Genomic DNA, 24,287 nt, shown 5'->3' with positions numbered 1-24,287 from the left:
CACACTGAGGAAGGGAGGCCGCCATGGATGCAGTCATCATGCTGGCGCTTCGCATCGGCTTATTGGCTCTTTTGTGGGTATTTGTCCTGGTGGCCTTGAATGCCATGCGGCGGGATACCAATAAATCCGCAGGTGCTATGCCACAGTCGTCAAAAATGGGTGCGTCCCCGCGCAGTCACGCTGCGGTAAAGCAGCTTTCTATTGTGGAGGGCCCCTTGCAGGGATCCCACATGGATTTGGGCACGCTCGAGGAATGTACCTTGGGACGTGCCGCCGACTGTGATTTTGTCACTGGGGATGATTACTCCTCCGGCCATCATGCACGCCTATTTCGCCGCGGCAGCGAGTGGGTAGTGGAGGATTTGGAATCGCGCAACGGAACCCTCGTCAATGGTGTGCGCATCGACCAACCTGAGGTAGTCGGCGCGAACTCCGAAATTAAGCTAGGCCGCACTACCGTGAGGTTGAACGCATGACACTGAAGCTAAACTTTTTTGCCAAGTCGGACCGCGGGCTTATCCGCGGAAATAATGAGGACTCCGGATACGCCGGATCCCACCTGCTGATTTTGGCCGATGGCATGGGCGGGCATGCCGCGGGTGAGGTCGCCTCCCAACTCATGGTCAACCACCTCGAAATCTTGGATCAGGATCCGGGTAAGGAGGACACGGAGGCGCTCCTTGCGGCTGCTGCCGATGACGCCAATGAGGCCATCAGCGAGCACGTCACCGCCCACCCTGAGACCGAAGGCATGGGCACGACGCTGTCCACGATGCTGTTCAATGGCACCACCTTTGGTGTTTGCCATGTGGGCGATTCGCGCGCTTATTTGCTGCGCGATGGCAAGCTCGAGCAAATCACCAAGGACGATACCTACGTGCAGTCCTTGGTGGATAAGGGGGAGCTGGCTGCAGAAGATGTTTCTTCCCACCCACAAAAGTCCCTCATCTTGAAGGCCTATACCGGCCGTGCGGTGGAGCCGACGCTCTTCACGTTCGAAGCCAAGGCGGGTGACCGCATCCTGCTGTGCTCGGATGGACTGTCTGACCCGGTTACGGCTTCCACTATTGAAACCGCCCTTGGCCAGGGAAGCATCGAACAGGCGGGCTCCACCCTCGTGGATCTCGCCATACGTTCGGGCGGACCGGACAATGTCACGGTCGTCATCGGTGAGGTTACGGAAGAAAAACCCGCCACCCACGAGCCTTTTCGCGTTGGTGCGCTGGCGGGTTCGGTAGAAGAGCCCACTCACCCGGATTCTTCTGCATCACGCGCCGCCAAACTCACCCGTAAACCCCAGGTGATTCCGCCGGCCGTCATGGCCGATGAAGACAATGCGGCCAAGGACTCCGATGAGGAAGAGGCAGAAGACGAGCCCCCTCGACGAAAAATTGGGTGGAAGGTCCTCATCGCCCTCATCATCATCTTGGCGCTCGTTATCGGCGCAGGGCTGTGGGTCAAGAATTTCTTGTCCAATAACTATTATGCCGAGACCAACGACGCACAAGAGATCACCATCCTCAAAGGCGCGGACTATTCCCTATTTGGCAAGGATCTAAGCTCCACGCACCAATACGTGTGCATTAATGACAAGAACTCCTTGCTGTTTTCTGCACAGAAGTGCAAGGGAGACTTCACCCCGTTGAAGGTCTCTGACCTGCCCGAGTCTGAGCGCGGCGCGGTAAACCACATTTCCGCCGGTGACCTGAGCGAGGTTCAGGATCAGATTAATGACTTGGGTGAAAAGGCACTCAAGCCATGTATCACTGCGCCGAGCCAAAAAGATAATAAAGACACCAAGGAAAACAAACCTGGGGTCACTTGTAGGGAGGTGTAGCTGATGCAGAAGTTTTTTAGCCGAAGAATCGAACTCGGCCTCCTTATTCTCGCCGCGGTCGTCTTTGCCATTACCTTGGTCAGTTTGGAGCTGTCGCAGGATAATGCGCTCACGACGGACTTGATCTACCTCATCGGTGGATTCATTGGTGTCTTTACCATTGCCCACTTGGCAATGTGCTTCTTGGCGCCCTACGCGGACCAGATCATGTTGCCTATCGTTGCCATCCTTAATGGCATTGGGCTTATCGTTTTGGCCCGCCTGGATTTGGTCAATGACCGGGGACTCGCGGTCCGCCAGGTCATGTGGACCGTCGTTGGCCTCGTGCTCTTTGTGCTGGTCTTGGCGGTTGTCAAGGACCATCGGTCACTCACTCGCTATTCCTATATCTTGGGCGCGGCTGGCCTCGTACTGTTGGCGCTGCCGTTGGTGTGGCCACAACCTGATGGCGTTGAGGCGCGAATTTGGCTGAATTTTGGGCCATTTTCCATCCAGCCGGGTGAGTTCTCCAAGATCATGCTGATCTTATTCTTTGCCATGCTGCTAACACAGAAGCGATCCCTTTTTACCGTGGCTGGCTATCGTTTCTTGGGGATATCCCTACCCCGCTTGCGCGACCTCGCCCCCATTCTCATCGTGTGGGCTATCGCCATCATCATCATGGGCATTTCCAATGACTTTGGTCCGGCGCTGCTGCTCTTTAGCACGGTGCTTGGCATGCTATTTATGGCTACCGGCAGGGTCAGTTGGCTATTCATTGGCCTCATCCTCGTTGGTATCGGTGGCTTTGGCATTTACCAGGTATCCGAAAAGATTCAGCAGCGTTTCTCCAACTTCTTGGATCCGCTAGCCAATTATGATGTCACCGGCTTCCAACTGTCCCAGTCCCTTTTTGGCTTGTCATCTGGCGGTATTTCCGGCAGCGGCTTGGGCCAGGGCCACCCCGAATTGGTCCCAGTGGCACACTCAGACTTTATCCTCGCCGCCATCGGTGAGGAATTGGGCTTGATTGGTCTAGCTGCCGTGCTGGTCCTCTTTGGCATGTTGGTTACCCGCGGATTCAATACCGCGTTGCGTACCCGCGATACGTACGGCAAACTGGTCGCTTCAGGCCTTTCTCTTACTTTGGCGGTACAGGTCTTCGTCGTCACCGGTGGCATTTCCGCCCTGCTGCCGATGACCGGCTTGACCACTCCTTTCATGTCCGCCGGTGGTTCCTCTCTCATGGCTAACTATGTACTGTTGGCGATTTTGCTGCGAATCTCTAACGCGGCACGCCGACCCATGCAGGAGAACTCGAGCAACGCTCCGAGTGATACCTCCATGTTCCCGTCGGTTCAGGAGGCTTACCGATGAACAAATCCATCCGCCTAGTATCCCTATTTGCCATCATCTTGACCGCGGTCCTGTTGGTGAACCTGACGGTCATTCAGGCATTTTCGGACGATAAATACGCGCATAATGCGAAGAACTCGCGTGGGTTTATAGAGTTGCAGACCACCCCGCGCGGCCAGATCTATTCCGGCAATACGGTGCTGGCGCAATCCACGGAAAACCCGGATGAGACCTACTCCCGGTCTTATCCCATCGATTCGCCTGCTTTTGGCAATATCACCGGATACTTGTCCAGCCAATTCGGCGCTTCGGAATTGGAATCTTCGCAAAATGACATTCTCAATGGCACGGATGATTCCCTGTTCAAGCAGCACTGGCTGGATACCATCGCGAATAAGCCCACCCAGGGCGCCAATGTAGAGGTCACCATCGACCCAGCATTGCAGCAGGCCGCGTATGACCAGTTGGCGGGTCCGGGATACGAAGGTTCGGCGGTTGCCATCCAGCCGTCGACGGGCAAGATTCTGGCCATGGCCTCCAACCCGGGCTTTAACCCGAATTCACTGGTCGGCGAGTCCGCCGATGAGGCGTGGACGGGCTTGCAGGAGCAAGCGGGCCAGCCACTGGTCAACCACGCAGCGGCGGATACCTTGCCACCGGGATCCATTTTCAAGATCATTACGACTGCGGCCGGATTGAATAATGGATTCAATCCCTCGTCGAGCCTGACCGGTGCCAACGTGATTACCCTGCCGGATGCCGTCACGGAGCTGACCAACTACGGCAATGAGAAATGCAACGGCCAGGATTCCGTGACTCTGCAGACCGCCTTCGCACTGTCGTGTAATACCGCATTTGTGCAGATGTCTGAGCAGATTGGCGCGGATGAGCTGCGCAAGTACGCGGAGGGTTTCGGAATCGGCAAGAAATACGATCTGGGAGTCTCTTCTTCCGCAGGCACCTTGGGTGACCTTCCGGATGGTGCGGCGACGGCGCAATCGGCCATCGGCCAGCGCGATGTCACCATGAGTGCGTTGCAGGCGGCAGTAATGGCAGGCACCGTGGCCAATAAGGGCACGCGCATGGAGCCTTACCTAGTCAATCGCATTACTGATGCCCAGATGAAGGAAATCCGCACCACCAAGCCCAAGAAGGCCGACGAGGCCGTTACGGAAGAGACCGCATCGACCATTAAGGACTTGATGTTTGCCTCCGAGCGTTCTTCGTGGGGCTACGACGGCAACGGCTTCGCATCCAAGACCGGTACCGCCGAGCACGGCGAAGGCTTGGCTCCGCACGTGTGGTACGTCGCCTTTGACCCGGACCGCGATATTGCCGTCGGGGTCGTCGTCAAGAATGGCGGTAACTTGGGCGAATCCGCGACGGGCGGCAGAGTCTCAGGCCCAATTGGTCGTGCCATCTTGAGCGCTTACCAGGGGGAGCAGTAATGAAGAATACCGAGAATAAGGACCATCTCCAGGAACTCATCGGCAGCGACTACGAGCTGCAGTGGATCATTGGCCACGGCGGCATGTCCACGGTGTGGCTTGCCGATGACACTCGTAATGACCGCGAGGTAGCCATCAAGGTTTTGCGGCCGGAATTTTCTGATAACCAGGAATTCCTCTCCCGCTTCCGCAATGAAGCGGAATCCGCTGAATCTATCCAGTCCGATAACGTGGTGGCCACGTATGACTACCGCGAGCTGGAAGATAATGGCCGCAAATTCTGCTTCATGGCCTTGGAATACGTGCGGGGCGAATCCCTCGCGGATCTGCTCGCGCGCGAGAACACCTTGCAGGAAGAACTCGCGCTGGACGTGCTTGAGCAGGCGGGCCACGGCCTATCCATTATCCACCGGATGGGCTTGGTGCACCGCGATATTAAGCCCGGCAACCTGATGATCACCCAAAATGGACAGGTGAAGATTACGGACTTTGGCATCGCCAAGGCCGCCGCCGCGGTACCGCTCACGCGCACCGGCATGGTGGTGGGTACTGCCCAGTACGTTTCGCCTGAGCAAGCGCAGGGCAAGGAAGTCTCCCCTGCCTCGGATATCTATTCGCTCGGCGTCGTTGGCTACGAGATGCTCGGCGGCAAGCGCCCCTTTTCGGGCGATTCTTCCGTGTCCATTGCTCTTGCCCACATCAACCAGGAGCCAGAACCGCTTTCCACCACGATCAGCGCCCCAGCGCGCGAGCTCATTCGTATCGCGCTGCGCAAGGATCCCAATACCCGATATGCCGATGGCAATGAATTCACGGTCGCGGTATCCGATGTGCGCTTGGGCAAACGCCCGCCGCGGCCGAAGTCCATTCCGCCCCACCAGCAGGCCCCAGAGCCTTCGCCCTCGGCATCGACCGAGATGCTTGCCGATGTCGCCCAGCCCACCACCATTCATCCGGCGGCGGGGACGGCGGCTCCACAACGCAAGGCAGCACCAGCTCCGGGCAATGATTCGAAGGGCGGGAAGTCTTTCCTCAAGGGTCTGGGTATCGTCGCGGCTATCGCCGTGCTTGCCGCGGGCGGCTACGCCATTATGAACCTCATGAGTAGCGAGGGTGGCGAAAGCGAGCCTTCCTCTACCCAAGAAACTTCCGTGGTTACCGAATACCGGGATCCCACGACCACGCAGGTAGAAACCCTGGAGGAGGACGAAGGTACGAACGAGACGCCGCAGGAAGTGACGGTAACGGAGACGGAACCTACTGATCAGGAGGGCAATCAGGCGCCGCGTGATAATCGCCGGCAGCAGCAGACCCCGAACCAGCAGGCTCCGACGCGAAACCAGCAGCGTCCGAATGCTCCGACGCAGCAACGCCAACCCCAGCAGACGCACGTCGAAAATACACCTGAGCCGACCAACACAGTAAACTCACAGCCCGATGAACTTCCTGGGGATTTATCTGACTTATTAAGACAGGATGGTGACTAAGCCATGGTCAATGACCGGTACCGGCTCGGTGAGATCATCGGCTCCGGCGGCATGTCCGAAGTATTTGCCGCAGAAGACACCACTTTAGGCCGGCAAGTAGCGGTAAAAATGCTGCGCACGGAGATGGCTCGCGATATCAACTTCCGCGAGCGCTTCTACCGCGAGGCGCAGAACTCCGGCAAGCTAAACCACCCCAATATCGTGGCGGTCTATGACACCGGCGAGACCGAGGTGGACGGGATGACCATCCCGTATATCGTCATGGAGAGGGTCAACGGGGCCACGCTGCGCGATATTATTCGCGATGATGGCCCGCTGCCCGCCCAAGAGGCGGCGGAGATCCTCAAGCCGGTTGCTGAGGCCCTGCAGGCATCCCATGAGGCGGGAATCATTCACCGCGATATCAAACCGGCGAATATTATGCTCACCAACACCGGCCAGGTGAAGGTGATGGACTTTGGCATCGCCCGTGCATTGGATGACTCGACCTCGGCGATGACCCAAACTTCCGCCGTAATCGGTACCGCCCAGTACCTCTCTCCAGAGCAGGCGCGCGGCAAAAACGCCGATGCGCGTTCTGATGTCTATGCGCTGGGCTGCGTCATGTATGAGGTGCTCACCGGCCGCACCCCATTCGAAGGCGAAACCCCCTTTGCCGTGGCCTACCAGCACGTGCAGGAGGAACCGACCCCGCCTTCGGAGCTTATCGATGACCCCTCGTTGACCCCCACCCAGCGGGTCAATATCGATGCGGTGGTGTTGACCGCGATGGCCAAGCACCCCGCGGACCGCTACCAGTCCGCCTGGGAGATGGCCGGCGATTTGGATCGCCTGCGGAATGGCCAAGTCACCGAGGCCGCCCGCATGCACGTCAACGAGGACGATGCCACGACTGCAATGCCCGCGCCGGCAACCGCCACTGCTACATCCCACCGGGCACCGATCGAATCGACGCGTCCTACCGGTGAAGCCGAAGAGGAAGCGGGCGGCGGCTGGATGAAGTGGCTCGCGCTGCTTCTCGTCGCGCTGTTGATCGCCATCTTGGGCTATTTTGCCTGGGATTTCTGGCGTAGCGACGATGATAAGAATAACCGCGACGGCCGGAACCAAACCGAAGTAGCGGAGCACAATAGCGTCATCGTGCCGGAGGTAGAAAACCGCCCGCGCAATGAAGTGGTCAAAGAGCTCGAGGACTTGGGGCTTCTCGTCACCGTGAACGAAGAAGCTAACCCGGATATCGACCGCAATAATGCGATTCGCATCAATCCGGCCCCTGGATCGGAATTGCAGAAGAATGCCTCGGTGACCTTGACCGTTTCTTCCGGCAAGGAAATCATCGATGTCCCCGATATCACCGGCATGAACTTGGATCAGGCGGCGCAGGTCTTGGAAGAGGCCGGCCTGGAGCTGAACTCGGATGTTTCTGAGCGCAACGATGAGGCCCCCGCCGGTCAGGTAATCCAGCAGAACCCTGCGGGTGGTACGCAATTATCCAAGGGCTCAAAGGTCCGGGTGACGGTGTCTAAGGGCATCGAAAAGAAGCGCGTTCCTGAACTCGCTGGCTTGAGCGAGGAGGATGCGCGCAGCCGCCTCGAAGCCAATGACTTTGACGTCAATGTCCGGGAAGTCGATTCCTTAGAGCCGGAAGGCACCGTGTTGAGCGTCTCCAACCAGGGCGCGCAGCTGGAAAAGGGCCAGACTGTCACCATCGAGGTATCCAATGGGATGCTCATGAAGGCACCCGAGGTCATGCACAAGAATCAAGGGCAAGCCGAGAATGCCCTGCGCCAGGCGGGCTGGGATGGACAGCTGCGCGTGGGCGATCCAATTCCTACCGGCGCGTTGGTCGATAGCAATAAGATCGGTTGGGCGTCCATCAATCCTGGCGATACCATCCGCAAGGATCAGGACGTGGAGGTTCGCATCTGGAAATTCGAAGCCTCGGCGCTACTGCCGCAGCCATAGCTGCTGGTATCGTAATTCATCAGTAAGCACTGAGATAAGAACTGAAATCTAGAGAAGGTCTCTTATGCCAAAGTCAAAGATCACCCAGAGCTCTGCCACCCAGGTATCGAGCTCTGCCGGGGCGAACCGCACCCCGGTCAAAATCAACTCCGAAGGCACCCCGAAGTGGTACGTGGCCATCATGCTTGGCCTGATGGTCCTCGGCCTGCTGTGGCTCGTGGTCAATTACCTCGCCGGTGAATCCATCCCCTTCATGGCGGAGCTCGGCGGTTGGAACTACGGGATTGGCTTCGGCCTCGCCCTTGTTGGTTTGCTCATGACCATGGGCTGGCGTTAGGCCTAGTCCGCAGCCAGAAAGTTGCCCTCGCCGCCACCGCAAGGTGACCGCGAGGGGTTTCTCGTGCTGAGGCCTTAGGGCAAATTCTAGTGGTCATGGAAACACTTTTTATGTTTCGGTTGCGTTTATCAGGTCGGCCATTTTCCCGTCTGGCGTTTGAACGCCTAGGGTTTTGCGAGGGCGGCGGTCGAGCTGAAGTGTTCCAGGTTTTGTTCCGTTTGAGTAGATGGGAAAATCTGGAACACTTCAATGACACACTCGCAAAGTTCGTACGCAAAGCGCAACGAAATCTATCTCAACCGCGTGCTGCAGATAACCCAGACGAACTTCTAGGCCGGCCGCACGCGGGCGACGGCAACGCTCTGGTCAGCGCGGCCCTCGTGTTCGATATCCACTCCAGCGATCTGCTTTCCCGTGGGGCAGACCACCGGGGTAATCAGGTTGATGCCGCGTTCGCGCAGCTTCTCTGACTCCACAGCGATGATGGGGGCCCCGGCGCGGACGACGTCGCCCTTAGCCGCGAGCTTGGTAAAGCCCTCGCCTTTCAGTTCCACGGTATCGATGCCGATGTGGATGAGCAGGTCGAGGCCCTCTTCGGTCCGCATGCCGAAGGCATGGCCGGTCTTAAAGACCATGGTGATGGTGCCATCGACAGGGGCGCAGACATCGAAGGCATCGATCACGGTAGGAATAACGGCAAAGCCTTCACCCACCATGCCCTGGGCAAAGGACTCATCGGGAACCTCAGAAAGCGGCACGACGGTTCCCTCGAATGGGGCGTGAAGCTCGACATCGGTGCCGATCTTCTCTGCAGGGCGAGAGTCTTCGCTGGGCTTCGCGGTGGCCGTAGCTACCGATGCGGAGCCGGTGCGCAGCTGGTGGTTGACCTCATCAAACATGAACTGCACGGAAGGCCCCACGATGACCTGCACGTTCTTTTCGGAGGGGTGGATGACGCCGGATATGCCGGCGCGCTTGATAGTGGGGTCATCGACAAGCGCGCGATCCTTCACGCCCACGCGCAGGCGGGTGGTGCAGTAATCCAGGGAATCGATATTGTCCTTGCCGCCGAGCCCCTCGATGATGCGGGCGGCGGAAGCCGCAGTCTTATCATCGCCCGTGGCGGAATCGTCTTCTTCAGGAGCGCCCTCGTCATCGCCGCGGCCTGGGGTCTTCAGGTTAAACCAGCCGATGAGGTAGTAGAAGATGACGAAGTAGAGGGCGAAGAAAATAACGCCCATGAGAAGCAGCATGTACCACTTATTGGCCAGCGGGTTTTGCGAGGACAGCAGCATATCCACGAAACCTGCGGAGAAGCCGAAGCCCGCGGTCCATTCCATCGCGGCGGCGATAAAGACGGAGAGGCCGGTCAGCAGCGCGTGCACCACGTAGAGCAGCGGGGCGACGAACATGAAGGAGAATTCCAGCGGCTCGGTCACGCCAGTGAAGAAGGAAGCCAGGGCGCCGGCGGCCATGAGGGAGCCGATGACCTTGCGCCGGCCCTTATCCGCGCGCAGGTACATAGCCAGGGCGGCACCTGGCAGGCCAAACATCATGACCGGGAAGAATCCTGCCTGGTAGCGTCCAACGACGCCATCCACGGTGCACTGTCCGTTCTCCCAGATGCCGGGGCACTCTGCGGCGGAGGTGGCCGCGGCGGCCGCGTCGATGGTGGATTGGCCGGATTGGAATTCACCGATGTCATTGATGCCAATGACATCAAACCAGAAGACGGAGTTCAGCGCGTGGTGCAGGCCCGTCGGGATGAGCAGGCGGTTGGCCACACCGTAGATGCCCGCACCCGCGGCGCCAAGGCCCTGGATGGAGGTACCGAAATTGAAGAGCGCGTGGTAGATGAAGGGCCATACAAAGTAGAGGATGGCGGAGACCACGATGGCGAAAAGCGCGGTGAGGATGGGAACGAGGCGGCGGCCGGAGAAGAAGGCCAGGAAGTCCGGCAGCTTGGTGCCGTGGAAGCGGTTATAGACCATCGCGGCCATGACGCCGGCGAGAATGCCGAAAAGAACGTTGCCGTCACCGACGGCATTCCAGCCCTCGGCAGCCCATTCCACGGCGTCATCGCCAGTAAGCGCCGCGGGATCTTCGATGCCGCGGTAACCGGCAACGGCATCGGGGCCCAAGAGCTTCATGAAGGTGGCATAGGCGAGGAACCCGGACAGCGCGGAGGCACCATTGGAGTCCTTGGCCAAGCCAAAGGCGATGGCGACGGCGAAGATCCAGCCAAGGTTATCCAGAACGGCGCCACCGGAGCTGACGAGTAGCTGCGCGACCACGTTATCCTGGCCAGCAACGCTGGCTATCCAGTAGCCAACGCCACCGAGGATCGCCGCGACAGGCAGCACTGCCACGGCGCCCATCAGCGCCTTTCCGAGCCGCTGCAGCGGCCCCATAATATTAAGTTTCACGGCAGGAGTCCTTTCAAAGGCGTAAAGAAGTAAAGAGGGATTTAGTGCGGACGGTGCTCATCCACGAAGCGGTAGTACTCGAGATCCTCCAGTTGGGAGGCCGCATCTTCATCGAGAATCACCGTGGCCCGCGGGTGCAGCTGGAGGATTGAGGCCGGGCAGTGCGCGGATAGCGGACCCTCCACCATGTTGCGGACCGCGGTGGACTTTTCGGTCCCGGTGGCCAGCAGCAATAGGTGGCGGGCCTCGCTGATCGTGCCGAGCCCCTGGGTCAGCGCGTAGCGAGGAACGCTATCCGTGTTCTCGAAAAAGCGGGCATTATCCTGCACGGTCCGTGGGTGCAGCGTTTCCAGGCGGGTGCGCGATTGCAAGGAGCTAGAGGGCTCATTAAAGCCGATGTGCCCATCGCCACCGATGCCAAGCAGCTGGATGTCGATGCCGCCGGCATGGCGAATAGCCTGGTCATAGGCTGCTGCGGCGCGGTTCGGATCCGCGGCATCGCCCTCCGGGCTCTGTACTAACTCATCAATGAAATCGACGTGGCTGGTAAATATGCGCCGGATGGTGGAGTAATACGATTGCTCATGGGAGCGATCTAGCCCCACGTATTCATCTAGGAGGAAGGCGCGACTGCGAGCGAAACTCACCTCCCCGCGCTCGCAGCGGGCGGTGAGTTCTTGATACATCGCGACCGGAGTAGAACCCGTGGCCAGACCCAAGGTGGCCCCGGCGTTGGCATAGCGGACGAAGATATCGGCGGCGGCAATAGCCACCTCTGCTGGTGTGGAACGAATGAGGATGTCCATGCAGTGCTTTCCTAACGTAAATCAGTATCTGTCGCGGCGGCGATGTCGATACCATCAGCGATGACTCGCACAGGTTCGAATCGAGCATTCAGGCCCACGAGGTTGGCGCGCTTACCGGGAGCCAGGCGGCCCACGTCCTTATCCCCCAACACGTCTGCGGCCGTGGTGGAGGTAAACCGAACCGCTTCCTCTGCGCCGTGGCGCGCGGCAAAACGCGCAAACTGCTGCGCCAAGGTGGAGGTTCCACCGGCGATGGCGCCGCTGTCCACCCGCGCCACGCCATCGGTCACGGTAACGGGCAGGGAGCCCAGCTCATAGGAGCCATCGGCCATGCCGGCGGCGGCCATAGCATCGGTGACCGCAAAGGAGCGGCGGTTATAGGCCATATCCACGGTGCCATCGGCAAGATGCACGCCATCGGCAATAAGCTCTACCCCCGCATCGCCCGCTTTCGAGCCGGTGAGTAGCGCGGCCACCGTGCCGGGTGCACGGTGGTGGATGGGCGGCATGGCGTTAAAAAGGTGGGTGCCGGTCACGGTGACGCCCAAGTCTTTCGCCTGCGCCATGACTCGCAACGTGGTCTCATAATCGGCTTCGGTATGGCCCAGGCTGGCGATAATATCGTGCTCGGCGCAGACCTCAAGGAGCTCCGCCGCGGCCTGGGTTTCTGGGGCGAAGGTAATGGACCGCAGGTGACCGCGGGCGGCATCGATCACCTCGCGGAAAAAGTCTGGGTTCCCTGGCACGATGCGCGATGGATCCTGCGCGCCACATTTGGCCGCGGCGATAAACGGGCCTTCCATGTGGATGCCGGCGATATCCCCCTCATCTGCCAGCGCGGCAAGCAACTCCGCACGCGCGCACAGCTCCGCTTGCGTTCCAGAAACCATGCTGGCTATCAGCGTGGTGGTGCCGTGGGCGCGATGAAATCGCGCGGCGGCGCGGCACTGGTCATAATCACCATTGGGAAAGCTTCCCCCATTGCCGCCGTGATTGTGCAGGTCCACAAACCCTGGGACCCACAGCAGCACATCCGGGTCACCGGATTGCCAGGCCGCGTGCGCTGCGGGGACATCACCAAACGAGATGTCTTCAATGCGCCCGCCAAAGTTCAGCGCACCAGCGCGCAGCTCGACGTTCTCGTCGATGTACAGGCCCTCTACGCGGCCCTTCGTCTGTGTCTGCATATTTCGTTCACTTTTCTGTTGTGTGGGCAGGCACCATCCCATAAACGCGCCGATATCCCAGCGCAGCACTATGTTATAACCTATTGGTACCATAAGCCGTTGTCAATGGGGTCACTTTCAATTTTTTATGTGAGATTTTCGAGGACTATCGACTGTGATGCTCAACTTCGTTTAGGCATAGACCCGCACCAGCCACTGGACTACATTGATCTTTAGGAAGTATCGCTTGCCGATGCCACCTCTACCCTCGGCTTCTCTCTAGCAAGCGCGCTACCTACGCCAACCACCGCGTCACGTCAGGAGAACGTAAATATGGATTTAAAACCAGAAACTATTGTTTCTAATATTTTAAGCGACATTGCGGAAGTAAATGATTGGGCCAGCATTGCTGATGCCACCGGCGCTAATGACATAAACTCTTTCCACGCCACCCCTGACGAGGTTTTCACCATCCTCACTGCTGTTAAAAATAGTCCCGATTTGGCCCTCGGAACTGTCACAAATGAGTTCAAGGATTTCCCTGATAGCTGGTCGCCGCGTGATATAACAGACCGGATCTTTGCCTCGTCAGATCCCATCTTCTCGATGATGGATATCTTTATGCGCCCGACCAATGAATAACCTACGGAAGAATAGAGATGAAAACTGACCACGTATCTCCTTTAAGTTACGTAGCCCTTAGCACTGTGGTTGTTGCTTCATAACTAGCCCTACCTGTGCATTTTGAGACATATCCACGCTCATTGCCTTGATAATCAGTCTGCTCAACTGGGCCCTCCGGTCTTGTCATCAAGCAGCTACCCTGCAAAAGCGCAGGGATAAATTGGGTGCGATCTACTGTCTAAATGACCACTAAGAGTGCTCTTCCGCGATATCGCGCATGCAATTATTATTATTGAAATAATAACCGTTTCATGTCCTTCACAAGTACTCGCCTCGGACATGGCGGGATCCTCATCTCAAGGAGCACACCATGACCAGTCGTTCACCCGCACCGCCGCGGCACCGGTCCCAGTACGTTCTCTTGGCCGGCTTAGCCGTCTCGGTGGCCTATGCCGTCGTCCATATCGCGTTTTCTGATCCCGCCCTGATCGAAGGCACCGCACCCGCGCGCCTGTCCTTACGCAATTACCTTGGCCCAGTGCTGGGCTCTGGCATGGTGTGGGCGCTATTTGCTTACCTCATGGGCAAGGCGTGCTCCCACCGGTGGACCACGGCCTTTTTCGCAGGAGCCGGCATACTCCTGCTCATGTTGGCGGTGCACTACGGGCTGCTTTTCGCCTTTGGCATCTACGACTGGCAGACGGCCTTTTCCTCCAATGCCGCGTGGTTCCTCTTTGCCCTTATCGCCGGGCCACTTTTCGGCGCGGCGGGGGCATTTTCCCACAGGTTGGGCTGGCTAGATTACGTTGCCGTGCTCGGTTTCGTACTGGAGCCATTAGTCACCGGCCTCATTCCCGGCAATAGTATCGAGCCGCAGACCACGACCACCCCTGGATATCTAGCCGCAGTAACGCTGTGGATGATCGGTGCGGTATTCCTCTACTGTGAACGCCGGGCTCCTATTAAGGGGTAGCCACATCCCCCGCGGCCCACCAGCCGGGCATGCCATGGACGCCGGCCCCGGGCGCGGTGGACCCCGAAGCCATGAATATTCCCGGCGCGAGCCGGTGCGGGTGCGCGGAGAGGCGCGGGCGCAGCACGGTCTGCAGCCCGGTCATCGCGCCACCGGCGATATCGCCGCCCACCAGGTTGGGGTTCCAGCGTTCCAGGTCAGCTGGGCTCGTCGCGCGGGTGGCCAGGATGGTATCGCGAAAACCGGGTGCGAAACGCTCTATCTGCTGGGCAATAAGTTCACTAACCTCACCCGGGTAGCGCTCCTGGTAGCCGTGCGGCACGTGGGCATAGGTCCACAGCGCCAGGCCGCGCGACGGGTCAGCCACATATTGCTGACACACCATGACCAGGGGATTTACGGGCATGCGGCGCTTGCCGATGTCCCTTTCCGCCCCACTGATCTCCTCCACGCTGCCGCCCACGTGGACGGTGCCGGCTTGGCCCACGCGGGGATCGGCCCACGGCACGGGTTCGCTTAAGTGAAAATCCACCTTGTACACCGCGCTGCCATAGCGCCACCGCCGCAGGTTTCGTCGAGTCCGTGCAGGAAGGTCGAGCCCGCCCAGCCTAAGGATCTGGCGCGGGGTGAGATTGAGGATAAGGGCATCCGCGCGGGGCAGGCTGCGCACATCCGTGATGTCGGCGCCGGTGTAGATGCGGGCGTTGTGGGAGCGGAGGAGGGAGACGAGGGCATCGGCAAGCGCCTGCGTGCCGCCTTCTACCACCGGCCAGCCGCGGGTCATGCCGAGCGCGCCAAAGAGCAGGCCGAAAGCGGAGGTAAAAGACCTGGTAGGCGAGGTAATGGCGTGCACCGCGCTACCGGCGAATAAGGCGCGGGCCTGCGGGGAAGTAAATGCCGCCCGCGCGAGCGCGCTCGCCGGAAGCACGCCCGGCGCGCCGAATTGCGCCAAGCGCACCGGGTGCTCGGGCCAGCGCACCAGCGGGGTGAGCGCGTTATTCACGTGTGCGTCGATATTGCGCACCACGTGGCCGTGCAGGTGGGTCCACGCCCGGGCATCGGTGCCGAGCCCCGCGGCGGTCTCCTCTAGGGAATTGTGGAGAATGCCCACCGGCGCGCCCTCCAGTGGATGGGCCATGGGATAGCGCGCATGGCGCCAGCGCAGGCCGTGGGATTCCAGATCGAGTGCGCGGAAGGCCGGGCTCGCGATGCCGAAGGGGTGACCGGCCGCGCCAAGATCAACGATGGTGCCCGGAAAGATCTCCGTCGACGATGCCGCTGCCCCACCCGGGTGGCTGGCGCTCTCATACACATCCACGTGCCAACCGGCCGTGGCGAGGCGGGCCGCGGCGGTGAGCCCATTGGGCCCTGCGCCGACGATCACAGCGTGCGGTTGTTTATCCACAATCCTCCTTGTGCAGGTCAGTGGCCCCAATCTACCTATTCGCCCACACGATGGGTACAAAGTTATCCACAGGCTGTGGAAGAAACCTGTGGAATATTTATTTCACAGACTTATCCCCACCCTGTGGATAAGTGTTTTCACGGGCTTCCACAGGTGATTTTTCGGCCGCCGATACCGCTATAACCTGTGTGATCAGGGAAAACTCCGGAAAAGCGTTCGGTAAATTACAAGAATGTGGTTATCCACAATGTGGATAACTATTGTGGATTTCTTTCGCACACCCATTCCGGTGATCAAATTCCACAGTTATCCCCAAACCCCAGCTCGCAGGGCTAATAACACAATGATGACCGCAGCGGTGAGAGCGACACCCGCCCAGCGCACGGAATTGTTTCGATGGAAGAGGAACAAGCTCAAGATGATGCCGGTGCACAAGCCACCAAGATGCCCCCACAGGGAGACACCCTCTGCGACGAAGGTATAGCCCACATTGACCAATAAGAGGACGATGGGCGCGCGCAGATCCATCCCGCGTTGCCGGAAGGCGCCCACCAGCATGCCCATCAGCGCAAAGATCGCCCCGGAGGCCCCTACCGTGGGAGTGCCAAAATCGAACCACAGCACCATGGCGGAAGCGCCCAAACAAGAAACCAGGTACGCGGCAATGTATAGCCCGGTATCGAGGGCGCGCTCTACTTCCCTACCGATAAGCAGCAGCATCACCATATTGACCGCGAGGTGCCCGCCGTCCAAGTGCATGAATTCCGAGGACAGCGCCGTGAGCGGCGCATCGGCGTACTGCGGCCCCCACAAGGCCCAGTCTTGGCTCAGCGTGGAGAGAAAGAAGGTCTCGCCCAATGTGCGAGCTTGTACCGCGGTAATTGACCACGCGATGATGCAGATCGCGGCGATGGTCGAGGTAACGGGGGCGGTTCGCAGATAGTTTTTCACCATGGCGTGGAAACTGATCCTTTACTGGCAATCGGATAAAACTAAACGAACCCGGCACCACGGGAAGGGTGTGGTGCCGGGCGCGGAGCGAGAAAACGCTTAGGCGATATCGATGGACTCGATGACAACGTCCTCGTGCGGACGATCCATGCGGTCGGTATCGACCTTGCCAATCTTGGAAACAACTTCCTGCGAAGCAGGGTCAGTGACCTCACCGAAGATGGTGTGGTGGTTGTTCAGGTGCGGGGTCGGCGCCACGGTGATGAAGAACTGGGAACCGTTGGTGCCTGGGCCAGCATTGGCCATGGCCAGCAGGAATGGGCGGTCGAACTGCAGCTCTGGGTGGAACTCGTCCTGGAACTGGTAGCCCGGGCCACCGCGGCCGGTGCCGGTGGGGTCGCCGCCCTGGATCATGAAGTTATCGATGATGCGGTGGAAGATGGCGCCATCGTAGAACGGGCCGGACTGCTCGCCCTTTGCGTTCTGGGTGGAGTAGTCCTTTTCGCCCTTGGCCAAACCGATGAAGTTTTCAACGGTTACCGGTGCGTGGTTACCGAAGAGATCGATAACAATATCGCCGTAGTTGGTATGCATCGTTGCAGTTGCGGTCTTCTGAGTCATGCCAGCCATTGTAAAGAATTTACTTCCTCTCCGCTGTGCAAGACATAACGCTCTCAGCGATCGCGCTATCGTTCTCCCCTACTCAGCTGACAGGGCTTGTCCCCCAAATAGCCAGCTAACCACGAGAGCACCGGGATCAATGACTCCCTTGCTGCGATCGCCCAGATAGGACGCGCGCCCCTTCTTGGCGGCGATCTTTCCGGTTTCCTCCACGCCCTCGCGAGCGGCCTCGTACAGGGTCTGGAGCGTTTGCTCGTCTGGGCGCTCCGCACCGATTTCTTGCGCCTTCTCCGCGGCCGGAATGAGCGCATCGAGCATGGTGCAATCACCGCGCTGCGCGCCGCCCAGTTCTTGAATGAACTCCGCCGCGCTGCTCAAACCTTCCGCTAAGGTCTCCGCGCGGGCCATGTCATTGAAGAAGCTGCCGAAGACCGCGCCCGAGGTTCCGCCCGCAAGAACGAGGAAGCGCTTGGCCAGGCCGGTGAAAATCTCATCATCCGCACCGCGCAGCGGCAGTTTAATGCTTTCCAGCGCCGCCTCCATATTGGTACCGAAGTCTCCATCGCCGGCCTTGCGGTCGAGCTCGGTCAGCTCCTCGATGGAAGATTGCACCCGGTCAACGAAGTCACTCAACCACTGGTTCTCTTCGCCTTCGGTGGGCAGTTCATCTTCAAAGGTAATCCGCGCCGATTCCACCTGCTTTGTACCGCCCAAGGTATGCGGCCAGGCGGGGGCTTGGGTTGGGGCATCGATAAGCTCGAGCAGCTCATCGTCCGCCTTGAGCAGCGTGATGGATACGCCGTGCATATTGACCGCGGTGACGAAGTTGCCCACCATGGAGCGCACTACCGTAATTCCCTTCTCCGCTAGCTGCGCGGAAGCCTCGCCAAAGACCAGGCTCAGCTCCAAAGGCGTGGTGCCGCCCAAGCCATTGACTAGGCACACCACCTCGTCGCCGCTGCTGATGTCGAGGGCAGCACCCAGCTTTTCCAGCACGGTGGCCACGATGGCATGGGCATTATCAACCTTCTCCGTGTGCGTGCCAGGCTCGCCGTGGATGCCCACACCGACTTCCATGTGCCCGTCGTCCAAATCAAAGGTATCGCGCCCAGTGGTGGGCAAAAAGCCGGATCCCAGTGCCACGGACATGCTGCGGGATTGATCGGCGGTCCGTTTCGCAAGCTCGGTGACCTTATCCAAGTCATCGCCGCGGTACGCCGCGGCACCGGCCGCCTTTTCCACCAGGATCGTGGCACCCGTACCGCGCCGGCCAGGGCCCTCGCCGGTGCCTTCGGTAGCAATATCATCGGCAACCAAGACGGAACGAGTATCTACGGCCTCTGCAGCATTGCGCGCCACGGTGAAGTTCATGACATCGCCGGTGTAATTCTTCACAATGTGCAACACTCCCCTACCCTGATCGGCCCACTGCGTGGCTTCGCTGACCTGAACCGCATTCGGGGAGGTAAACAGCAGGCCCGGGCAGGCGGCAGCGAGCATGCCTTGCCCAATGAAGCCGGCGTGCATGGGCTCGTGGCCGGATCCGCCACCGGAGATGACCGCGACAGCCGGTTTATCATCGGCCGTGCGCAGCGGGGTGCTGCGCCCGATGAAGCCCGCGTCGTGCCAGGTGGCATCGGGATGCTGGGCGATGAACCCGGCCAGGGAATCAGACAGGAAGGATTCTTGGCTATTGCGAAATGCTGAGTGCTTCATAGCGCCCACGGTAATCCGGATCCGGCCATAGCGTCGCGGGTGGGTACAAGATCACGAAAACGCTATGCAGACCGGCTGCATAGCGTTTCCTTTAAGAACCTAGAATTTCGCAGATTCTATTTAGAGGGCGTTGCGCACCACATCGCGGGCTTCCACCATGTTGCGCAGGGAGGTTTCGGTCTCCTCGTAACCGCGGGTCTTCAGGCCGCAGTCCGGGTTAACCCACAGGCGATCCAGCGGCACGTTCTTGAGTGCGGCGCGGATAAGCTCTGCCATTTCCTCCACGGAAGGCACGCGCGGGGAGTGGATATCGTAGATACCAGGTCCAATCTCAGAGTGGAAGGTCTCATCGATATCCTCCAGCAGTTCCATGCGGGAGCGTGCAGCCTCGATGGAGGTGACGTCTGCGTCCAGGCCGGCGACGGCGTCGATGATCTGGCCGAACTCCGAGTAGCACAGGTGGGTGTGGATCTGGGTGGTGGGCTTGGCCTCGAGGGCTACCAGGCGGAAGGAACGCACTGCCCAGTCCAGGTAGGCCTTGCGGTCCTGCTCGCGCAGCGGCAGCAGCTCGCGCAGGGCTGGCTCATCGATCTGGATGATGTCAATGCCGGCTTCCTCCAGGTCACGAACCTCGTCTGCCAGTGCCACGCCCAGCTGGTCCGCGGATACGGACTGGTGCACGTCATCGCGGACGAAGGACCATGCCAGGATGGTGACCGGGCCGGTCAGCATGCCCTTGACGTGCTTTTCCGAAAGCGACTGTGCAAACTTCGACCACTCGGTGGTCATAGCAGCCGGGCGGGAGATGTCACCCACAACGATTGGCGGACGGGTGCAACGGGAACCGTAGGACTGTACCCAGCCGTTTTCGGTGGTAACGAAGCCATCGAGCAGCTCCGCGAAGTACTGCACCATGTCATTGCGCTCCGGTTCGCCGTGAACCAGGACGTCCAGGCCGAGGCGCTCCTGCAGTTCGATGACGGACTTAACCTCGTCCTTGAGGGCGGAGTTGTAGTCAGCATCAGAAAGCTCGCCCTTGCGGTGCGCGGCACGCGCCTGGCGGATTTCCTTGGTCTGCGGGAAGGAACCGATGGTGGTGGTCGGAAGCTCAGACAGGCCGAGCTCCTTCTGTGCTTCCTTGCGCTCGTTGAAGGCCGGCTCGCGCTTGACCTCGCCTTCCGGCAGCTGAGAGATGCGCTCTTGCACGGCGGCGTTGTTGATGCGCTCGGACTCGGCGCGGGTGCGCACGGCGCGGTCGCTGACGCTGTAGGCCTCTTCGGCTGCCTCCGGGCCCTGTACTAGGGCGACGACTTCCTTGACCTTTTCATTGGCGAAGGAGAACCACGGGGCGACATCGGCAGGCAGCTTGGATTCTGCCTCGACGGAGTGCGGCACGTGCTGCAAGGACACGGAGGTGGATACGGACAGTTCATCGATGCTGCCGGCCAGGTCCTCGTACTTGGAGCGCAGGTCGCGCAGGTTGGCGGCCCAAACATTGCGGCCATCGACAAGGCCGGCAACGACGTGGGTGTTCAGGTTCTTCACGCGCTCGAGGTAGCCCTCATCCAGGGCCAGGGTGCCGACAGAAAGGTCAACCTGAACGGCCTCTGGCTTGAGCTCTGCGATGACATCGAGGCCCTTGCGGGCAGAGCCGTACGGGGTGGTCAGGTAGACCTGTGGGCGCTCTTCTGCACCCAGGATGGCGGAGTATGCCTGCTTGGTATATGCAGCCAAGTCCTCATCGCTGGCGTTGGTCAGGTCTGCAACGAGGGCAGGTTCTGCCAACTGAATCCACTCCACGCCGGCCTTGTGCAGCTCCGCGAGGACCTCCTGGTAGGCGGCAACGGCATCATCTAGGCGCTCGAGCGGGGCCTTGGCTGCACCCTCGGCCTGCTTGGACAGGGCCAACAGGGTAACCGGGCCAACGAGGTACGGGCGCACGGTGTGGCCTGCTTCGCGGGCTTCTTCTACCAGCTTGATAATGCGCTGTGGGTGCGCATTAAAAGCGTGGTCATCGGCAATTTCCGGCACAATGTAGTGGTAGTTGGTGTCGAACCACTTGGTCATCTCCAGCGGCGCGGTGTCCTTATTACCGCGGGCCAGGGTGAACTCATCATCCAGGGTTTCACCGGCAACGGCACCGACGGTCAGTGCGGTTTCGAGCACCTGGTCGTAGTAAGCGACGTCCGCCGGGATGGCGTAATCCTCGGTCAGGCCGAGGTCGCGCAGGCGGTTGTAGGTATCGAGGCGCAGCGAGTGCGCGGCGGATTCGAAGGTCTCCGCATCGATGCGGCCGGCCCAGTAGGACTCGAGCGCGCGCTTCAACTCGCGGTTGGCGCCAATGCGGGGATAGCCCTCAATTGTCGCCTTGGGGAAATTAGCGTTGGTCATTGTCTACTCCGATTCGGGTTAGTAGGTCGTGAGTATTGTCGGGGTTGTTGTGGGTATATATATGGAGCCCGCTCGCCCCGCCAGCCACGATGTCGCGGGCTAGTTCGGCGGTCAGTTCCATGCCGGTTTCGTATTCTTCTTCTGGGGTTGTCGCTGCCGCGAGCGCCGACCGCACCCTTTCGGGTACGGCGAGCCCGGACAGCTCTCCCATTCGCTCCACCCGGCGCAGGCTGGTCATGGGCATGATTCCCGGAATAAGGGGAATATGCACCCCGGCCAGTTGGGCCTTTTTGGTAAAGCGCAGGTAATCCTGGGCATCGAAGAATAGCTGGGTAATGGCGAAGTCCGCGCCGAGGCGTTGCTTTTTGAGCAAGACGTCAAAATCTTCATCTTCGTTTTTAGATTCAACGTGCCCGCTGGGATAGCACGCGACTCCGACGGCCAGGCGGCCAGCGGCGAACCGCGCGGCTTGTTGCTTTTCCAATTGCCGGATGAGGCTTATCAATTCATCGGCATGCTGCGGATAGTGCTCCGGCAAGCCTTCCTCTGGCAGGTCCCCGCGTAGGGCCAGCAGGCCGCGGACACCGGCATCGACCAATCGGTTAGTCCAGCCGATAAGTTCCGTGCGCGAACCAGCCGTGCAAGCCAGGTGCGCAAGCGGGCGCATCGAGGTGGTGCGCGAAATCCGCTCGATAAAGGCCGTAGTCCCTTCGAGCCAACCGGACCGTTTGGAACTTGTCACCGCAATATAATCCGGGTGGTAACTTTCCAAGGTTTGCAGCAAACGGTCGATCTTGGCTTCATCGGCGTCGTGGCGCGGCGGAATTACCTCGAAAGATAGCGCCAAACGCTCCGGCACCATTAGCTCTTCTTCACTCATGGAATCCAATGGTGCTGACGCCGAAAATCGCGGGCTCATAGTCACCTCCTTTTCCCGATCTCAATTGCTGTCTGGAGGAAAACGTACCAAGCTGTTCAGTTTGCGGGGTAGCGCGACGCTAATGGTATTACCTTTGCAGGCCCATAAACAGCGCGGTTAGCCAAAATCGGCGTGAATATTAATACTCCATTCTGAACCAAGCGGTCTATTTTATGGTTGATTCCACCCCTGAATCCCCCGCCAAAACAGTGGTGGGGTGTCAAGTTGGCCACTATGCTGGATGAAAAGGACAAATAAATCTCATCTAAGGAGCACCTGCATCAATGAACCCCACCGCAGTGAAAATGGCGTTCAAGACCGGTTCCAATGTGTGGAAGCAATTGCGCGATTACCGGCAAGAAAAATCCCGCGAAACTTATACCGCCCTCGAAGAGGCTGCCCAACAGATGCAAAAGGAAGACAACAGCACCTTTGATGAGGCCCGCAAGCAGGCCGGCGCCGTCACCCAGGCCGCGCACTCCCGCCTCGAGCGCGCCCTAGAGGAATTCAATAACTACCGCGAAGACGCCGTCGAGCGTTTCGATGAGGCCAAAAAAGAAGCCACCAAGAAGGCAAAGAAGGCCCGCAAGCAAACTAAGAAGAAGGCCACCAAGGCGGCAAAGAAGCAGACCAAGAAGGACAAGAAGTCTTCGAAGTTCTGGACCGTTGCAGGAATCGTTGCCCTGCTTACCGCGGCAACCGGCGCGATTTATTACTGGCTGCGCTCCAATGACAAGCCTTCCCAGACTCCACCGCGCGTGGATGACTACCGTGGCGGCACCCAGAACACCGCCCCAGAATCCACCTTGGTATACACCTCCACCAGCGAAGCTAAGCCCGAATCCGATTCGGATCTTGCCGAAGAGGGTGCCGTGCGCGACGAGGAACTTTTGGGTTCCATCGATGAGCAGCTGGCCAAGCACCGCGAGGAAGAAGAGGCCGCTGCAGAGGAAGCGGATACCAGCCGCATCACCGATGACCACCAGAGTGAGGGCAAGCACCGCCTGCAGTCTGACGAGCAGTAGTTCCTTTCTCACCCCCGCCGTGGGGGTGCAGTAGGCGTTGCCTAGATCTCATTGCTTTGCCTAATCAAAAATCTCCTGCTTGAATTCACCCATTAAGGCTTTCTACAAGGAGATAAACAATGAGCTTTGAGTCTCTCACCGTCAAGCTCAAAGACGGTTCAACGTACTATTTCCCCGCAGGCCCAGTAACCGATGATCCCTCCCCGCGCGTGGATAACCTCCGCTTTGCCATCGATAACGGCGCTACCTTCCGCTCCGTTGACGAATCCGGTGAAATGCGCGAATTCAACGGCGCGGACGTGCATAACTATCACTTGGCTTAACTAGCCCTGCGGATTCTTCATATATCCTGGGGATTATGGAAATTCGCGCGACACAAGAATCCGATCGCACTTATATAGCTCGCCTCAACTTCCTGACCGATACGTTCGGTGATGAACGAGGCGAGCTTTCTTCCGGTTTTGCCGATGATTTTTCCTTTTACGTGGAAAATTGGGAGCCCAACCAAGGAGGTTTCATCGCTTGGGAGGACCTCGTGCCCGCCGGCGGTGTGTGGCTCAATTGGGGCACCGAGGACAATCACGGTTACGGATTCGTCGAACCGGCCATCCCAGAATTTGCCATCGCGGTAGAAAGCCGCTTTGCGGGGCAGGGCATTGCCACCGCGCTTATCGATGCCGCCATTTCCCTCGCCCAGACCCTCAAAGCGCCCGGCATTTCCCTGGCCGTCCACCCCGATAATCCGCGTGCTCAGGGGCTTTATGAACGCTTGGGCTTCGAGCATGTGGGTGTGTACGCCGAGCATTACATCATGGTCAAGCGCTTTTTATAACCCTATGCATGACTAAAGTCCAG

At 59.3% G+C, this 24,287-nt stretch carries 21 protein-coding genes; 12 read left to right on the top strand and 9 right to left on the bottom strand.

Features of this window, described 5'->3' with window-relative positions:
* The first annotated feature begins 23 nt into the window (after positions 1 to 23).
* The 7 genes from ABRP84_RS05540 to crgA all read left to right on the top strand — a co-directional run bounded on the left by ABRP84_RS05540 (position 24) and on the right by crgA (position 8,409).
* Positions 24 to 476 carry an FHA domain-containing protein FhaB/FipA gene (locus tag ABRP84_RS05540; protein ID WP_239269696.1) on the top strand — a complete coding sequence of 151 codons (453 nt, stop codon included), beginning with the start codon at positions 24 to 26 and terminating at the stop codon, positions 474 to 476.
* Complete coding sequence (locus ABRP84_RS05535; protein WP_349852961.1) at positions 473 to 1,837, top strand: PP2C family protein-serine/threonine phosphatase; 1,365 nt, start codon at positions 473 to 475, stop codon at positions 1,835 to 1,837. The genes ABRP84_RS05540 and ABRP84_RS05535 overlap by 4 nt, the downstream gene beginning before the upstream one ends.
* A 3-nt stretch (positions 1,838 to 1,840) precedes the next feature.
* Entirely contained in the window at positions 1,841 to 3,193 is a 1,353-nt protein-coding gene (locus ABRP84_RS05530; RefSeq protein ID WP_349852960.1) for an FtsW/RodA/SpoVE family cell cycle protein, read from the top strand.
* Entirely contained in the window at positions 3,190 to 4,620 is a 1,431-nt protein-coding gene (locus tag ABRP84_RS05525) for a penicillin-binding transpeptidase domain-containing protein (RefSeq protein WP_349852959.1), read from the top strand. The genes ABRP84_RS05530 and ABRP84_RS05525 overlap by 4 nt, the downstream gene beginning before the upstream one ends.
* Entirely contained in the window at positions 4,620 to 6,107 is a 1,488-nt protein-coding gene (locus ABRP84_RS05520) for a serine/threonine-protein kinase (RefSeq protein ID WP_349852958.1), read from the top strand. Before ABRP84_RS05525 ends, ABRP84_RS05520 begins: the two co-directional genes overlap by 1 nt.
* Positions 6,108 to 6,110: 3 nt before the next feature.
* The gene (pknB, locus tag ABRP84_RS05515) at positions 6,111 to 8,072 is read left to right on the top strand and encodes a Stk1 family PASTA domain-containing Ser/Thr kinase (RefSeq protein ID WP_349852957.1); all 1,962 of its coding nucleotides are present in this window, start codon (positions 6,111 to 6,113) and stop codon (positions 8,070 to 8,072) included.
* 64 nt (positions 8,073 to 8,136) lie between these two features.
* The gene (crgA, locus tag ABRP84_RS05510; protein WP_284864825.1) at positions 8,137 to 8,409 is read left to right on the top strand and encodes a cell division protein CrgA; all 273 of its coding nucleotides are present in this window, start codon (positions 8,137 to 8,139) and stop codon (positions 8,407 to 8,409) included.
* Positions 8,410 to 8,738: 329 nt separating this feature from the next.
* On the opposite strand, the gene nagE is transcribed toward crgA, so the two are convergent.
* From nagE to ABRP84_RS05495, 3 genes are read right to left on the bottom strand one after another with little or no spacing between them, the layout of a single operon-like run.
* Positions 8,739 to 10,820, bottom strand: coding sequence for an N-acetylglucosamine-specific PTS transporter subunit IIBC (gene nagE, locus ABRP84_RS05505; RefSeq protein ID WP_349853008.1), 2,082 nt, complete (start codon positions 10,818 to 10,820; stop codon positions 8,739 to 8,741).
* Between the two features lie 56 nt (positions 10,821 to 10,876).
* Complete coding sequence (nagB, locus tag ABRP84_RS05500; protein ID WP_349852956.1) at positions 10,877 to 11,641, bottom strand: glucosamine-6-phosphate deaminase; 765 nt, start codon at positions 11,639 to 11,641, stop codon at positions 10,877 to 10,879.
* 11 nt (positions 11,642 to 11,652) lie between these two features.
* Positions 11,653 to 12,828, bottom strand: a complete 1,176-nt coding sequence (locus ABRP84_RS05495; protein ID WP_349852955.1) for an N-acetylglucosamine-6-phosphate deacetylase — start codon at positions 12,826 to 12,828, stop codon at positions 11,653 to 11,655.
* 312 nt (positions 12,829 to 13,140) lie between these two features.
* Between ABRP84_RS05495 and ABRP84_RS05490 the strand changes: the two genes are divergently transcribed.
* The gene (locus tag ABRP84_RS05490) at positions 13,141 to 13,449 is read left to right on the top strand and encodes a hypothetical protein (protein ID WP_023016426.1); all 309 of its coding nucleotides are present in this window, start codon (positions 13,141 to 13,143) and stop codon (positions 13,447 to 13,449) included.
* Positions 13,450 to 13,801: 352 nt separating this feature from the next.
* Positions 13,802 to 14,404 carry a hypothetical protein gene (locus ABRP84_RS05485; protein WP_349852954.1) on the top strand — a complete coding sequence of 201 codons (603 nt, stop codon included), beginning with the start codon at positions 13,802 to 13,804 and terminating at the stop codon, positions 14,402 to 14,404.
* On the opposite strand, the gene ABRP84_RS05480 is transcribed toward ABRP84_RS05485, so the two are convergent.
* The 6 genes from ABRP84_RS05480 to ABRP84_RS05455 all read right to left on the bottom strand — a co-directional run bounded on the left by ABRP84_RS05480 (position 14,394) and on the right by ABRP84_RS05455 (position 22,407).
* Positions 14,394 to 15,809: a phytoene desaturase family protein gene (locus ABRP84_RS05480; RefSeq protein WP_349852953.1), complete on the bottom strand. Its 1,416-nt coding sequence runs from the start codon at positions 15,807 to 15,809 to the stop codon at positions 14,394 to 14,396. The two genes, ABRP84_RS05485 and ABRP84_RS05480, sit on opposite strands and share 11 nt — an antisense overlap.
* A 306-nt stretch (positions 15,810 to 16,115) precedes the next feature.
* Positions 16,116 to 16,763 carry a rhomboid family intramembrane serine protease gene (locus ABRP84_RS05475; RefSeq protein WP_349852952.1) on the bottom strand — a complete coding sequence of 216 codons (648 nt, stop codon included), beginning with the start codon at positions 16,761 to 16,763 and terminating at the stop codon, positions 16,116 to 16,118.
* 96 nt (positions 16,764 to 16,859) lie between these two features.
* Entirely contained in the window at positions 16,860 to 17,390 is a 531-nt protein-coding gene (locus ABRP84_RS05470) for a peptidylprolyl isomerase (protein ID WP_005280498.1), read from the bottom strand.
* 69 nt (positions 17,391 to 17,459) lie between these two features.
* Positions 17,460 to 19,097, bottom strand: coding sequence for a dihydroxyacetone kinase family protein (locus tag ABRP84_RS05465; protein WP_349852951.1), 1,638 nt, complete (start codon positions 19,095 to 19,097; stop codon positions 17,460 to 17,462).
* Positions 19,098 to 19,217: 120 nt separating this feature from the next.
* Positions 19,218 to 21,488 (bottom strand): 5-methyltetrahydropteroyltriglutamate--homocysteine S-methyltransferase, encoded by a 2,271-nt coding sequence (gene metE / locus ABRP84_RS05460; protein ID WP_023024665.1) that lies wholly within the window; start codon positions 21,486 to 21,488, stop codon positions 19,218 to 19,220.
* Positions 21,475 to 22,407 (bottom strand): methylenetetrahydrofolate reductase, encoded by a 933-nt coding sequence (locus ABRP84_RS05455; protein ID WP_023024663.1) that lies wholly within the window; start codon positions 22,405 to 22,407, stop codon positions 21,475 to 21,477. The genes metE and ABRP84_RS05455 overlap by 14 nt, the downstream gene beginning before the upstream one ends.
* Positions 22,408 to 22,691: 284 nt before the next feature.
* Here ABRP84_RS05455 and ABRP84_RS05450 point away from each other — a divergent pair, with 284 nt between their 5' ends.
* The 3 genes from ABRP84_RS05450 to ABRP84_RS05440 all read left to right on the top strand — a co-directional run bounded on the left by ABRP84_RS05450 (position 22,692) and on the right by ABRP84_RS05440 (position 24,264).
* Positions 22,692 to 23,432, top strand: a complete 741-nt coding sequence (locus ABRP84_RS05450) for a hypothetical protein (RefSeq protein ID WP_023024661.1) — start codon at positions 22,692 to 22,694, stop codon at positions 23,430 to 23,432.
* A 119-nt stretch (positions 23,433 to 23,551) separates the two neighbouring features.
* Positions 23,552 to 23,755 carry a hypothetical protein gene (locus tag ABRP84_RS05445; RefSeq protein WP_005276046.1) on the top strand — a complete coding sequence of 68 codons (204 nt, stop codon included), beginning with the start codon at positions 23,552 to 23,554 and terminating at the stop codon, positions 23,753 to 23,755.
* 35 nt (positions 23,756 to 23,790) lie between these two features.
* Positions 23,791 to 24,264, top strand: a complete 474-nt coding sequence (locus ABRP84_RS05440; RefSeq protein ID WP_005276043.1) for a GNAT family N-acetyltransferase — start codon at positions 23,791 to 23,793, stop codon at positions 24,262 to 24,264.
* The last annotated feature ends 23 nt before the right edge of the window (positions 24,265 to 24,287 follow it).

Origin of the sequence: Corynebacterium sp. KPL2861 (genome assembly GCF_040225475.1) — a bacterium.
Taxonomy (GTDB): domain Bacteria; phylum Actinomycetota; class Actinomycetes; order Mycobacteriales; family Mycobacteriaceae; genus Corynebacterium.
The sequence above is the reverse complement of the archived record's forward strand: the minus strand, read 5'-3'. Positions and strand labels throughout refer to the sequence as shown.

Coding starts and splice junctions, on each gene's coding strand:
- ABRP84_RS05540 (WP_239269696.1), top strand. CDS start 24: ATGGATGCAGTCATCATGCTGGCGCTTCGCATCGGCTTATTGGCTCTT.
- ABRP84_RS05535 (WP_349852961.1), top strand. CDS start 473: ATGACACTGAAGCTAAACTTTTTTGCCAAGTCGGACCGCGGGCTTATC.
- ABRP84_RS05530 (WP_349852960.1), top strand. CDS start 1,841: ATGCAGAAGTTTTTTAGCCGAAGAATCGAACTCGGCCTCCTTATTCTC.
- ABRP84_RS05525 (WP_349852959.1), top strand. CDS start 3,190: ATGAACAAATCCATCCGCCTAGTATCCCTATTTGCCATCATCTTGACC.
- ABRP84_RS05520 (WP_349852958.1), top strand. CDS start 4,620: ATGAAGAATACCGAGAATAAGGACCATCTCCAGGAACTCATCGGCAGC.
- pknB (WP_349852957.1), top strand. CDS start 6,111: ATGGTCAATGACCGGTACCGGCTCGGTGAGATCATCGGCTCCGGCGGC.
- crgA (WP_284864825.1), top strand. CDS start 8,137: ATGCCAAAGTCAAAGATCACCCAGAGCTCTGCCACCCAGGTATCGAGC.
- nagE (WP_349853008.1), bottom strand. CDS start 10,820: ATGGGGCCGCTGCAGCGGCTCGGAAAGGCGCTGATGGGCGCCGTGGCA.
- nagB (WP_349852956.1), bottom strand. CDS start 11,641: ATGGACATCCTCATTCGTTCCACACCAGCAGAGGTGGCTATTGCCGCC.
- ABRP84_RS05495 (WP_349852955.1), bottom strand. CDS start 12,828: ATGCAGACACAGACGAAGGGCCGCGTAGAGGGCCTGTACATCGACGAG.
- ABRP84_RS05490 (WP_023016426.1), top strand. CDS start 13,141: ATGGATTTAAAACCAGAAACTATTGTTTCTAATATTTTAAGCGACATT.
- ABRP84_RS05485 (WP_349852954.1), top strand. CDS start 13,802: ATGACCAGTCGTTCACCCGCACCGCCGCGGCACCGGTCCCAGTACGTT.
- ABRP84_RS05475 (WP_349852952.1), bottom strand. CDS start 16,763: ATGGTGAAAAACTATCTGCGAACCGCCCCCGTTACCTCGACCATCGCC.
- ABRP84_RS05470 (WP_005280498.1), bottom strand. CDS start 17,390: ATGGCTGGCATGACTCAGAAGACCGCAACTGCAACGATGCATACCAAC.
- ABRP84_RS05465 (WP_349852951.1), bottom strand. CDS start 19,097: ATGAAGCACTCAGCATTTCGCAATAGCCAAGAATCCTTCCTGTCTGAT.
- metE (WP_023024665.1), bottom strand. CDS start 21,488: ATGACCAACGCTAATTTCCCCAAGGCGACAATTGAGGGCTATCCCCGC.
- ABRP84_RS05455 (WP_023024663.1), bottom strand. CDS start 22,407: ATGAGCCCGCGATTTTCGGCGTCAGCACCATTGGATTCCATGAGTGAA.
- ABRP84_RS05450 (WP_023024661.1), top strand. CDS start 22,692: ATGAACCCCACCGCAGTGAAAATGGCGTTCAAGACCGGTTCCAATGTG.
- ABRP84_RS05445 (WP_005276046.1), top strand. CDS start 23,552: ATGAGCTTTGAGTCTCTCACCGTCAAGCTCAAAGACGGTTCAACGTAC.
- ABRP84_RS05440 (WP_005276043.1), top strand. CDS start 23,791: ATGGAAATTCGCGCGACACAAGAATCCGATCGCACTTATATAGCTCGC.